Below are 12,979 nucleotides of genomic sequence, written 5' to 3'. Positions count from 1 at the left end.
CAGCAGTCTCAACCGCGTCGCCGTGGGAATCAGCACGCGCTCGGCGCTTCACGCTAGCGTCGGGGCGGGCGGCCCGTGGCGTTGCGCGTCAAGCTGGTGAACGCTTTGCGAGCTTTGGTGGTTTGGTCGGTGTTGCGTTCGCCTGCTTTGCGTTCGTCGTCTGCTTCGCGTTCGCCCGCTTCGCCTCTGCTTGCTTGGGCAGCGCTGGTTTTGCTGCCTTGGTGAGCGCTGCTGGCGTTGCGGTGGCGGGCTTCGGCTTGGCGGGCTTCGGCTTGGCGGGCTTTGCCTTGGGCGCTTTCGCCTTGATCGGCTTCAAGGTCGTTGACGCCTTGGCAGGCGCTTTCTTCGCCGCTTTCTTGTTCGCCGAGGTGGCGCCGCCGCTCGGCCCGTCGTTCGTCCGTCGCGCGCGGGGCGGCTTGCGCCCGACGTTCTCGGCCGCGAACGCGTTGGGGCAAGCATCGGTCACGGGGCATGCGGCGCAGGCGGGTGACCGAGCGGCGCAGATCCTTCGACCGTGGAAGATGAGAGTATGCGAGAGCATGTCCCAGTCCTCCCGAGGAAAGAGCCCCATCAGATCACTCTCGATCTTCTCGGGAGTGGTTTCCTGAGTCCAGCCGAGGCGCTGCGAGATGCGTTGCACATGCGTGTCGACCACAACGCCTTCGGGCGCACCGAACGCGACACCCAGGACCACGTTCGCCGTCTTCCGCCCGACTCCAGAGAGCGCAACCAACTCGTCCAGCTTACGAGGCACCTCGCCGCCGTGGCGCTCGAGCAGTTGCCCTGCGAGCGAGGTGATGTTCTTCGCCTTCTGGCGGAACATGCCCATGCGGCTGAGCACCTGCTCGACGTCGCCACGCTCCGCTTTCGCCAACGCTTGTGGTGTCGGCCAGCGGCGAAACAGCTCCGGCGTGACCTGGTTGACCAGTACGTCAGTGGTCTGCGCAGACAGCACCGTGGCGACGATGAGCTGGAAGGGAGACTGATGGTCGAGCTCGCAGTGAGCGTCGGGATGCTTGGCGCGCAGCGCGGCAAACGTTTCCTTGCAGATACGCTGCGCTTGGGCGATGCGCGCCGGCTTTCGGCTCATTCGGACTCCGGCTCACCCAGCTCGTCGCCAGCGTTTTCGGCGTCGCTCGCGGTGTCTGTGTCGGTCGCGGTGTCTGCGCCTGTTGCTTCTCCGTCGCTGCCGGAGCCTGCTGCGGCGTCGGTGGAGTCAGTCTCGGTGTCAGCCAGGCTGTCCTCACCCCCAACCCCGTCCGCCGCGCCAAGGACCTCGTCGTCGTCTTCGCTCTCGGCGACGACTTCCAGGGCTACTACGCGCTCTTCCTCGTCGACGTTCATCACCCGTACGCCTTGGGCGTTGCGACCCGTCTCACGGATCTCTTCGCAGCGGGTGCGAATCGTCTGGCCGCGATCGGTCATTAGCAAGACCTCTTCTTTCGGGCCGACGATCGCGATGCCGACGACTGGCCCGTTGCGGTCACTCGCGTCGATCAGGATGATGCCCTTGCCGCCGCGGTTCTGCTGGCGGAACTCTTCGAGGCGCGTGCGCTTGCCGTAGCCGCGTTCGCACACCGCGAGCACCGAGTCACGACCCGGTTGCCCCGTCGTCGCGAAGCCGACCACGACGTCGTCGTCGACGAGCTCGATGGCCTTCACGCCGCCTGCGCCACGCCCCATGGTACGCACCTGAGACTCGTCGAAGCGAATCGACTTGCCCGTCTTGGTGGCGATCAAGAACTCCGCGTTGCCATCAGTCATCACCGCGGCGAGCAGCTCATCGTCTTCGGCGATCTTCACGCCGATGATGCCCTTCTCGCGGTAGTTCTGGTAGTCGCTGAGGGCGGTCTTCTTGATCTGGCCCTTCTTGGTCAGCGTGGTCACGAAGTGGCCGTCGTCGAAGTTCTCCGCGATGGTGATTGCCATCACGCGCTCACCAGGCTCGATGCCGATGAAGTTGACGATCGCGCGCCCCTTCGCGTTCCGCGCGGCTTGCGGGATCTCGTACACCTTCTTCACGTAGACCTTACCGCGCTCGCTGAAGAACAGGACGTAGCTGTGCGTCGAGCTGATGAAGAGCTGGCTCACGAAATCGTCGTCAGCCGCTTCCATGCCGCGGTTACCTTTGCCACCGCGCTTCTGCGCACGATACACGCTCAGCGCTGTGCGCTTGATGTAGCCGGTGTGGGAGATGGTCACGACCATCTCTTCCTCCTGGATTAGATCCTCGATCTGGATCTCCGCCTCGTCGTCGATGATTTCCGTGCGGCGAGGCTGACCGTGCTTCTCTTTGACCTCGTTGAGCTCGTCAACGATGACCTCCATCAAGCGTGTCTCGCTGGCCAAGATGGCTTCGAGGAACGCGATGAGATCGCTGAGGTCGGCGTACTCCTTCGCGAGCTTCTCCGCTTCGAGGCCCGTGAGGCGAGCGAGGCGCATGTCCAAGATGGCCTTGGCTTGACGCTCACTGAGGAAGTAGTCACCGCGGGCCTTGGCTCTCGCGACCTCTTCTTCCGGGCGACCCGCACGAATGACGAACGCCTCGAGGCCCTTGAGGGGCAGCTTCATCAAGCGCTCGCGCGCGATGTCGGGATCCGCTGAAGAACGAATCGTCTGGATCACCAGGTCCGTGTCGGTGGTGACCATGCCGAGGCCTTCCACCAACTCCCGCTGGGCCTGAGCCTTGGTCAGGTCGAAGCGCGTGCGCCGGGTGACCACCTCGCGGCGGTGATCCACGAACAGCTGCAGCGTGGTCTTTAGATCGAGCACCTCCGGCTGGTTCTCGACGATGGCGAGGTTGATGATGCCGAAGGACGTCTGGATGTCGGTCAGCTTGTAGAGCTGGTTCAACACGACATCGGGGAAGACGTCTTTCTTCAGCTCGATCACCAGACGCATGCCGTCGCGATCGCTCTCGTCTCTTGCCTCGCGGATGCCTTCGATGCGCTTCTCGCGGATCAGGCTGCCGATCTTCGCGTGCAGGCGTGCCTTGTTCACCTGATAGGGCAGCTCGGTGATCACGATCTGCTCGCGCTCACTGCCTTGCACCTTCTCCACGTTGCTGCGCGCGCGCATCACCACGCTGCCGCGGCCCGTCTTGTAGGCTTGATAGGCGCCGCCGCGCCCGCAGATGATGCCCGCGGTGGGGAAGTCGGGGCCGGGGATGATCTCGAACAGCTGCTCGATGCTCAGGTCTGGGTTGGCGATCAGCTGAATGCAGCCGTCGATCACTTCGTTGAGGTTGTGAGGCGGGATGTTCGTCGCCATACCGACGGCGATACCGCCGGAGCCATTCACCAACAGGTTCGGGTAGCGCGCCGGGAGCACCGTGGGCTCAGTGCCCTGGTCGTCGAAGGTGGACGTGTAATCGACGGTGTCCTTGTCGATGTCCGTCAAGAGCTCCATCGCGACGCGCGCCAGGCGCGACTCGGTGTAGCGGTAGGCAGCCGGTGGGTCGCCGTCGACGGAGCCGAAGTTACCCTGACCGTCTACCAGCGGATACCGCATGGAAAAGTCTTGGGCCATGCGCACGAGGGCGTCGTAGACGCTCGCGTCACCGTGCGGGTGGTAGTTGCCAAGCACCTCGCCAACGACCTTCGCGCACTTGCGGTAGCCGCTACCGGGAGTCAGGTTCATCTCCCGCATCGCGTAGAGGATGCGGCGGTGAACAGGCTTCAAGCCATCGCGCGCATCAGGGATGGCGCGGCCGATGATGACGCTCATCGCGTAGTCGAGATACGACGTGCGCATCTCATCGCGAATGCTGATTGGCTGGTCGGAGGAGGGTGTGGTGGGAGTCTCGTCTGACATGTTTCTCGGTCGCCCTGCGAAGCGACTAGCGCGCGTTCAACGCGACTTTTCTCGCGAACTCGCGCCTCTGCTCAGGGACACATCGAGGTACCCCAGAAGGGCCCCGGTAGCAATCCCGACGAAGCATTAAAAGCACTGTGATTTCAGCTGCTTTGGGCGTCGGCGTAAGTTTCTTTTCGGGGCTCGGCGGAGCCTTCGCTGGAGACTTCCAAGCAAAGGAAAACGGCGCGCGAAACGCCGCCGTTTTCTGCGTCGAGCGGAGTGCAATCAGCGCCGCTTGGCGCTTGCACTGAGCGCACCTGCAAAGCGTCTCAAGGGGTGCTGCTCGGTGTGCGGGGGCGTAGCCCAACGGGCTCATCGTACAGCACGCCGCCCTCACCCAAATCAGTCAGCTGCGCCGTGATCAACGCGTTCGCCGAGGCGTTCCAAGCGAGGTGTCCACCTTTGGGTAACAGCGCCACGTCCTTACGCTGGTCCGGGTCGAACACCAGACGCACGGGCATCGATCCGTGAGCCGACTCGAGATCGACAACAGCGCCGTCCGTGAAGCCACTCGCTGTTTCCGGATGGATACGCGCCTCCAAGGGTAGCTCCGGCTTGGTCGCCCATTGAGAAGACTGCGCACGGGGAGTGGAGAGCGCCATCAGGCGTAGGGGAAAGCGCGGGCTGAGCGGCGGCGCCTGGACGGGCAACTCCCTGATCAGCTCGACCTTGCCGCTCGCCGTCGCGAAGCGCCGGTCCGCAAACAGCACGCTGGGCGCCTCGGGGTTCACCACCGCGCTCCTGTCCAGTGTATCCAGATCCACGCCGGCTCTGCGCAGTCCTGGGCCAAGGAATCGCTCCTTCCACTCCCGCGGGGTCCCCGCCATTTGCGCCTGGATTTGGGGGTGAGTCGCGCTGAAGTGCGCAGCCAGCAGCTGGATGATTTCCAGGTCGCTCTTCACGTCCCCGGGGGGAGCCACGACCGGCACGGCGCTCGAGACGTAGTGGTGCCCATAGGCGCCAACCAGGTCGTCCGCCTCGAGCAGCGTGGGCGTTGGGAGCACCACATCTGCCAACGCTGCCGTATCCGTGAGGAAAGAGTCACAGACGACGAGTAGATCGAGCCCTTGCAGCGCTCGACGGGTGGTTTCGCTGTCTGGCAGCATCGCGACCGGGTTGCCTGCCGTGACCCAGACGGCGCGGATGGGCGGATCCGAAGCTTCCAAGATCCCGGAGCCGAACAAGGGTTCCGGGATGGTGCGCGCGCTAGCACCGGTGATCAGGCCGTCGTCGAACGCGGCACGCCGGCGATAGTAGAACGAGGCGCCTCCGCCCGGGACACCCAGGTTTCCGCTGAGGGCGCTCAGGGCGTCGATCGCGCGCACCGCCGCTCCCCCAGCTGTACGGCGCCCGAGGCCCCAGCCGATCAGCGACGCCGTTGGGCCCTCATGTAGCGCGCTGGCTATTAGCTCAGCTTCTGCCAGCGAGATGTCGGCTTCGTTGCACCACTCTTCTGGTGTCTTGCTCTCACACAGCGTGCGGAACTCCGGGATCCCGGCGATGTATTCTGCCGCGTCTGCTGGGATCCATCCGCGCTCGAAGAGTATCCGCGCGGCAGCCATGCAGAGAGCGAAATCACCGCCGGGTCGCGGCTTCACGACCGTGTCGCAGAGCTTCGCGCTGGTTTGGCTCACCGGGTCGATCAGCATGAGCTTCGCTCCGGCTTGTTTGGCACGCTTGAGGATGGGGACCAGATGAGGCCCCGAGGTGATAACGTTTTTTCCCCAGAGCAAGACGTGTTTACTTTGCTCGAGGAGCTCTGGCGCCGAGCTATCGGAGACGCCAAAGTCCAGCTCTTGAGCCGCATTGCCGGCGCCACCGCAGATGTCCCCGCGCTTGGTCGTAACCGGTCCCCAAAGCTCCCAGAAGTAGTCTGTGAGCTTGAGCAACAGGCCCAAGCTGCCGCCGCTCCGGTAGTTGAATACTGCCGCCGGACCGTGCTCGGCGCGAATCGCGCTTAGCTTCTCCGCGCAGAAACTCAGGGCTTCCTCCCAAGGTACCGGCTGGAGTTCGCCTTGCTTGCGCAGGAGCGGTTGGGTCAGGCGATCCGCGGCGTATTGGCGCCCGAGGAAGTGGTTTGTGCGATAGCAGAGAAAACCCTGGGTGATGGGGTGCTCTGGGTCGCCTGAGAGCTTCGTGATGCGCCCATCTTCAACCCGCGCGACGATCCCGCAAGCGTCCGGACAGTCGCGATTGCACGTGGTGCGGCGGAACTCGACGTTTCGCCCGTGTTCGCTAGGGGCGGTCGTGTCGGTCGTCGGTCTCGAAGCGTTCGCCATGGTCTTGCTTAGCATGACGACAAAACGCCAAGCCATGTCGAGCTATTGCGGCGAGCGCGCAAACGTGAGCGGGCGGCGTGTTCGCTGTCCCGCTCACTCTCGATAACGCTACCGAACGCTTCGGCGTAACGTTCTTCTGGGCAGGCTCAGGGGTCGATGCGCAGGATGTTCCCGTTGTAGAGGCTGACGACGTAGACCTCACCATCCTTGTCCTCGCCGAATGCGACCACGCCGCCGAGCGACTCGCCAGTCGTCGTGAGCGGATACTCGTCGCATGTCTCGCTGCCGGTGAACACCAGGGTCTGGAGCTGTGCCAGGAAGAAGTCCGCGTAGAGGTAGCGCCCGACGAGCCCCGGGATCTTCGTGCCGCGGTAGACGACACCACCGGTGACTGACAGGTCGCCCTGACCTTGGTGCGAGTACTCCGTCAGCGGCAGGGTGAGGCCGGTCTGGTCGCAGCCGTTGCCTCCGCCACGACAGTGCATGCCTTCCATGATGTTCCACCCGAAGTTGTGCCGCCCGGAATCAGCTGTGACGGCGTTGACCTCCTCCCAGGTGTCCTGGCCCACGTCACCAAAGTAGAGATCGCCGTTTCCGCGGTCAAAGCTGATGCGGTACGGATTGCGCACGCCCCAGTGGTACACGTACTCGTGACTCGGGTGATTGCCAGCGGGAGGTGTCGGGTGGTTCTCCACGTCGAAGCGCAAGATCGCGCCGAGTGGCGTAGCTGGATCTTGCCCGTTCTTGTACTGATCGTTGCCGCCACCGCCGTCGCCGAACGCGGCGTACAAGTAGCCGTCCGAGCCGAAGGCGAGGTCGCCGCCGTCGTGATTGGAAGCGGGTTGATCGATGGTGTAGAGGCGGTTCTCCGTCGCGTCAGCGACGTCAGGATCGCTCCCCGAGATCTGGTACTCCGCCACCACCGAGGTGAGGGGACTGCCCGATTCCGTGTAGCTAAGATAGAAGCGCCGCTCGCCAGCCTGGCCGAAGTTTGGGTGCAAGGCGAGGCCGAGGAGGCCGCCTTCGCCGCTGGAGCTCACCTTGTTGGTGATATCCAGCACCACCTTGGGATCGGCGGTGCCGTTCTTCACCAGCACGCGCCCGTTGCGCTCGATGATGAACATCCGGCTGACGTCTTGAGGGTCCCCCACCATTTCCATCGGCCCGTTGAGCCCGCTCGCGACCTCTGTCAGTGTGACCGACGGGGGCGCGTTACCCGTGCACGTGTTGGTCACCGTTCCACCCGTTCCGCCGTTCCCCGCGGTACCACCGGCGCCCGCGCTGCCTGCGTTGCCCGCAGAGCCCGCGTTGCCCGCCGAGCCGCCGTTGCCGCTCGCGCCGCCGTTGCCGCTCGCGCCGCCATTCCCCGCGGTACCCGCCGTGCCACCAGCGCCGCCACCGCCCGAGCTGTCGTCTCCGCACGCAGCTGTCAACAAAGCGCCGAGGGAAACCGTACCTACTACCAACCAAGCTCTCATCTGCGTGCTCCTCATCCAAAACGCCAAGCGAAGGCGCGTCCCCAAAAGCCGTCCGACAGCTTGAGCGGTGAGTCGCGGATGGGCAAGCGGTTCGCTGCTTCGCGCACGCTCGGCGCCGCATACCCGCAGGCGCGCGCCCCCACGCCTTTCCTGCAATGTGGGCTGTGGCCATCAGAGCGAGCGGTTTTCACGATGGAAATTCACCAGTGCAGGAGGCGAGCGACTAGCGCCACGCCCTCCTGCCTGGTCAAGGGCTGTTGATCGGGGCTACGTGCTGGACGCGCAACTCCAGTGCACACCGGGTGCTCGACCGGCGCTCCTCTCCCCCAAGCGAGACGCTCGAGCTAGAAGAAGTTGCCGATCGTGAACTCGAAGACGCTCGTCTCTTCGTAGGGCAGTGGCTTGAACGGGAAACCCCACTCAAAGCGCAGCGGGCCAAGCGGCGAGAACCAGCGAACACCAAAGCCGTACGATGTACGCAAGGTGATCAGACTGTCGAGGCCATCGAAGCAGGGGCTGATCTCCTTGTACGGCACGCCCGCGCCAGCGGCCTTGCAGTAGATGTCCTCGAGGTTCCAGGCATTGCCAGCGTCGGTGAAGACCACGCCGCGGATCCCGACGCTGTCGATGATCGGGAACTCGAGCTCGAGGTTCTGGAAGTACTGCAGGTTGCCACCGATAGCGGCGCCGATGGAGAACGGCCGACCGTTGGGATCGGTGGTGGTGTAGAGGGGGAGGCGGGGGCCAACCGTACGGAAACGGTAGCCGCGGAGGTCGAGGATGCCACCCAAGAAGAAGCGTGTGAAGATCGGCACACCTTCACCCGACGGGCTCGTGACGTGGCCGAGCTCTTGGTTGAGCTTCAACACGAGTCCACCGCCGAGCGGGTAGTAGTAGCGGCCGGTTAGCGTGTGCTTCAGGAACTCGTTGTCCGACGCCAAGGTGTTGGTCGCGAGCTCCGTCGAGCCACGCAGGTAAACACCCTTCGTCGGGAAGAGGCGGTTGTCTCGCGAGTCGTAGGTCAGTGCGGGCTTGATGCTCGAGGTGACGCCGTCGTTGAACAGGTTCGCGAGCGGCAGGCGGGTGAACACGCTCACGGCGTTTGAGGTGCCGAGGAATGTGTTCGTAGTCTGCGTCGTGATCTCGTCGAGCTCGAGGGTGTACGTCAGCGATGCGCGCAGCTCCGGCTCGACCAACGGGTAGCCGAAGGTGAGGCTGCCGCCACGGGTGCGCTGAGAGAAGTCGTTGAAGATGCGCAGCTGATCGAAGAGATCGACGCTGGTCGAGAAGTCGCTGTCGAGGAAGTAGGGCTCGAAGAAGCGGATGTTGATCAGCTGACGAATACCGCTGAGCTGAGCTTGCAAAGACAAGCTCTGGCCACGGCCGAAGAGGTTCGCTTGCTGGACCTGCGCCGTCGCGATGAAGTTTTCAATACTCGAGAAGCCAGCGCCGACCTGGAATGTGCCGGTGGGGCGCTCCGTGACTTCGACGTAGACGTTCATCTTGTCGGGAGCGGACCCCTGCTCGGTCGAGATATCGACGCGCTCGAAGTAGCCAAGCGAGGTGATGCGAAGGCGCGACTCTTCCAGGTTCGTCTCATGAAAGAGCTCGCCTTCGGCAACCTCCATTTCCCGACGGATCACCTTGTCCCGCGTCTTGCTGTTGCCTCGCACTTCGATGCGCTCGAAGTGAACGAGCGGCCCGCGGACCACCGGGACGACGATGTCCACCAGGTGTTCCTTCTCGCTCATCGGGGTCTGCGGGTTGGCCTCGACGTTGGCGTAGCCATGATCGCGGTACAGCGTGCGCACCGCTTGCAGGTCCTCGAGGAGCTCGGCTCGGTTGAAGTAGTCGCCGGGCTTCGCACGCACGAGGTTGCGCAGGTTTCGCCGCCCACCAATGGGCTCGACCTCTTTGCCGTCCTCGCCACGCTCGAAGACGCGCAGCTGGCGGATGCGGAAGCGGGGGCCTTCGTTGATGGTGATGCTGACTTCGATACCCGTGCGGTCTGGAGTGAGCATCACTCGCGGAGTGTTCACGCTCACCGCGAGAAAGCCGCGGTCGTAGTACAGCGCGCTGATCAGCGCGACGTCCCGCTCGAAGGCGTCTTGACGGAATGGTCCACCTGAGCCGAAGGCGAAGAAGCCTGCGTTGCCGGTGAACATCGCGGCCCGAAGCTCGGCGTCGGGGATGCTGTCGTTGCCGATGAAGGTGACGCGCTTGACCGTGACTTGGCCGTGCTCTTGAATGGTGAACTTGACGATCACCTCGTTGTTCTTCTGAGGAACGACGTCGCTTTTAGCTTCCGCGAGGAAGTACCCCTGCTCCGCGTACATGTCGCGGATCTTCTGGATACTGCGGCGCACGGCGGGGTAACTGAGGACGCTACCGGCCTTGACCTCCAAAGCCTCGGTTAGGTCATCGGTGTCGATTTCCGAGTTGCCCTCGATCTCCACCACCGCGACGCTCGGGCGCTCGCGGACCAAGAAGCGCAGGCCAACGCCTGCGTCCTCGAGTTCGAGATCGACTTCGACGTCATCGAAGAAGCCTGACTGCCAGAGCTCGCGTACGTCCTGGCTCAGGGTCTCCGGGCTGAAGTTGCTACCAACCCGAGACCGCAGGTAGCTGATGATGTCGTCCTTCGTGATGCGGCGATTGCCTGCCACATCCACGCGGGCGATTGGCAGCCCACGCGCCTTTTCCGCTTCCGAACGCGGAAGCTCGGTTTCACCAGCGGCAGCGGCGGCGGGAACCTGAGCCTCCACTGGGGCGCTCGCGAGCAGGATGCCGAGCGCGACGCCCACCGCTCCGAGTCGGAGTAGGGCGCGAGTTCCGCCAAGCCAGGACAGCAGCACACGGGCGGCCGTGTAGATTGGGTGCATGTTCACGCGGCTTGGATTCCGACTCGGTTAAGGAAAACCTGCTGCTCCTACCGGCTGACCTCACTAGAGGCGTGATGACCGGTGTCGAGCCAAGGGTGCCGAAGCACTAGAAGAGAAAACGCGTCCCGCAGGACACTGTCACTGGAACTCCGCTGGGCGAGCTGAAACGTTCCCGATCAGCGGTGCGCGCCTGCGTAGCTCAGAGCGGCCATGGTCTCAAGGTTCGAATGATGGGAAAGCTGGGGATGATCGGGTGGTTGGGGTCGGCTCGACGTGCGCCTGGGCAGGTCTGCCCCCCTGCAAGCCGCGGCGCGCCGGCTCGCAGCGCGACCGCTTGCGCCGTCCGATGCATGGAAGCTCGGAAAATTCGCCGGAGTGAGCGCGGATCACGGGCGTTTTTCGGCCTGTTAGTGGGTTGCTGGCTGGTGGGCTGTCGCTGCGAGCCGGATCAGCCGGCCGAGCTCGCGCTCGAGGACTGCAACATCGTCTGCGCTGGGTCGACCCAGTGCCCGAATTCCAACCCAGCGGACTGCGCGAGCCGATGTCAGGACCTCGTGAAGCGGGGACGCGATGCCCACGCCGGGAGGGAACTTGGAAAGTTGATCGAGTGCGCGAGAGCGCATCCGTGTGCTGGCACCTTCAAGAGGGACCCAGTTGGCGCCTGCTTGGCCGAACGCCGAGCAGTGTCGGAACGCATCTCGGAGTGCGCGGCCGGGGTCGTTCGGTCACGAAGCCTTGAAGGGGGCAGCCTCACGAGCGAGAGCCTGGGCTGCGTGGCTGTCGCTGCTTGCGTTCCGGCCCTAGACGCGGGGCAGGCGGGAGGACCGTGCCAGACGGCGTCGACGTGTAACGGCGTGTGTTGCGCGTGCGGCTCCCAGAGGACCCTACGCGTTCGCGCGTGCGTTGCTGGCAAGTGCGCCGATGAGAGCCGGGCGTGCGCCTTGGTCGCTGGAGAGCCGGATTGCCGCGCGGAATAATCCTAGCTGCGGTAGTCGTCGACTTCGATGTTGTAGCGCTTCATCCAGCGATGGATCTGCATGCGCGCTTTCCCTAGCTCGCGGCCCACGGCCGCGATGTTGCCTGCGTGGGTCCGCAGCAGATCCCGGAGTTGTTGCTCGTCGGGTACCGTGTTGCGTGAGCTGGGAGTGCTGGAGACCCGGTCGAAGTGGCCAGAGGGCCCGGAGTCCACGCTGAACCTGTCCACGCTCCGTCGGTTGCCGTACTCCTGCATTGCTTCGGCGACCTGCGGCGGCAGGTGCTCGCCGTCGAGGCGGTGACCTTCGACTAGCGCGACACAGCGCTTCACCGCAGCCTCCAGCTCGCGCACGTTGTATGGCCAGTCGTAGTGCAGCATGCCAAGCATGAACTGAAACGAGGCGACGAGCTCTGGTCTACCGTGTCGCTGCAGGAAGGCCTGCAGCAGCATGAACACGTCTTCCTTGCGATCCCGCAGCGGAGGCAGGCGCAGTTGATACTCGTTGAGGCGCGCGAATAGATCCTCGCGGAATGTCCCGTCGCGCTGAAGGCGCCATAGGTCTCGATGCGTCGCACATACGATGCGTACGTCCACGGGCTCAGGCGCGGTGGCTCCGAGAGGAAACACTTCCTTGGACTGGAGGACACGCAAGAGCTTGGCCTGCGCCTCAAGCGGCATATCACCGATCTCGTCCAGTAACAGCGTGCCGTTGTGTGCGGTCTGTACCAGCCCGGGCTTGTTCTGTTGGGCGCCGCTAAACGCGCCGCGCTTGTAGCCGAAGAGCTCGCTCTCCAGGAGCTGACCCGGGATCGCTGCGCAGTTCACCGCGCAGAAGTTCCCCCGCCGCCCGCTGAAGCGATGTAGCTCCCGGGCGACGACTTCCTTCCCGGTGCCGCTCTCTCCCAGCAACATGACGCTGAGCGTGCTCGGAGCGATGCGCTCGACGTCCGAGGCGATACGATCCATTTGGTAGCCGCCCACCAGCTGCGATGCTTCGCGGCACTTGCGCTCGCTGTTGGCGTACATCCGCCCGGAAAGCTGATACCCCGCGTACAGCTCTGCGTGTTTGTCGACGTACTTCAGCAGCACGTCGCCCACTCGCACCTCTTGGCCGGGTTCCAGTGGACTTTCGTGAACTCGCTGGCCGTCGAGTAGCGTTCCATTGCGAGAGCCGAGGTCCCGCAGAATCCACTGGGAACCTTCCCAACTAATTTCCGCGTGGCGGCGAGATACCGACTGTACGGGAATGCACAGATCGACTCCCTCGTCGCGGCCGATGACCGTTGGGCTCTGGGTGAGCGCCCAGCCACCCGGCAGGCTCGCGTGTTCATCCGCGTAGAGCAAGACCAAGCCCGAGCGGGGCCCCATGCCTCCTTGAGGGGAGGACGGGGCTCCGAACTGCTGCATGGCTCCGGTCGTCGTATCGCTCATTTTTGGGGGGAGGCTGGGGCTCCGGCGCCCGCCGGCCGAGGTCGTGACCTGGCGGCGAATTGGATCCCGGCTCAGGCG

The 12,979-nt window shown here is 64.2% G+C and carries 6 protein-coding genes; all 6 read right to left on the bottom strand.

Annotation, left to right across the window (positions count from 1 at the left end; genetic code table 11):
* Positions 1-88 precede the first annotated feature (88 nt).
* Entirely contained in the window at positions 89-1,090 is a 1,002-nt protein-coding gene (gene nth / locus H6718_02615) for an endonuclease III (GenBank protein ID MCB9584258.1), read from the bottom strand.
* Positions 1,087-3,813 (bottom strand): DNA gyrase subunit A, encoded by a 2,727-nt coding sequence (gene gyrA, locus H6718_02610; GenBank protein ID MCB9584257.1) that lies wholly within the window; start codon positions 3,811-3,813, stop codon positions 1,087-1,089. Before gyrA ends, nth begins: the two co-directional genes overlap by 4 nt.
* Positions 3,814-4,124: 311 nt before the next feature.
* Positions 4,125-6,134: a molybdopterin-dependent oxidoreductase gene (locus H6718_02605; GenBank protein ID MCB9584256.1), complete on the bottom strand. Its 2,010-nt coding sequence runs from the start codon at positions 6,132-6,134 to the stop codon at positions 4,125-4,127.
* A 146-nt stretch (positions 6,135-6,280) separates the two neighbouring features.
* Positions 6,281-7,612: a PQQ-dependent sugar dehydrogenase gene (locus H6718_02600; GenBank protein MCB9584255.1), complete on the bottom strand. Its 1,332-nt coding sequence runs from the start codon at positions 7,610-7,612 to the stop codon at positions 6,281-6,283.
* 344 nt (positions 7,613-7,956) lie between these two features.
* Positions 7,957-10,494 carry an outer membrane protein assembly factor BamA gene (gene bamA / locus H6718_02595; GenBank protein ID MCB9584254.1) on the bottom strand — a complete coding sequence of 846 codons (2,538 nt, stop codon included), beginning with the start codon at positions 10,492-10,494 and terminating at the stop codon, positions 7,957-7,959.
* Between the two features lie 979 nt (positions 10,495-11,473).
* Positions 11,474-12,838: a sigma 54-interacting transcriptional regulator gene (locus tag H6718_02590; protein ID MCB9584253.1), complete on the bottom strand. Its 1,365-nt coding sequence runs from the start codon at positions 12,836-12,838 to the stop codon at positions 11,474-11,476.
* Positions 12,839-12,979: the final 141 nt, after the last annotated feature.

Source organism: Polyangiaceae bacterium (assembly GCA_020633205.1).
Taxonomy (GTDB): domain Bacteria; phylum Myxococcota_A; class Polyangia; order Polyangiales; family Polyangiaceae; genus JAHBVY01.
The sequence above is the reverse complement of the archived record's forward strand: the minus strand, read 5'-3'. Positions and strand labels throughout refer to the sequence as shown.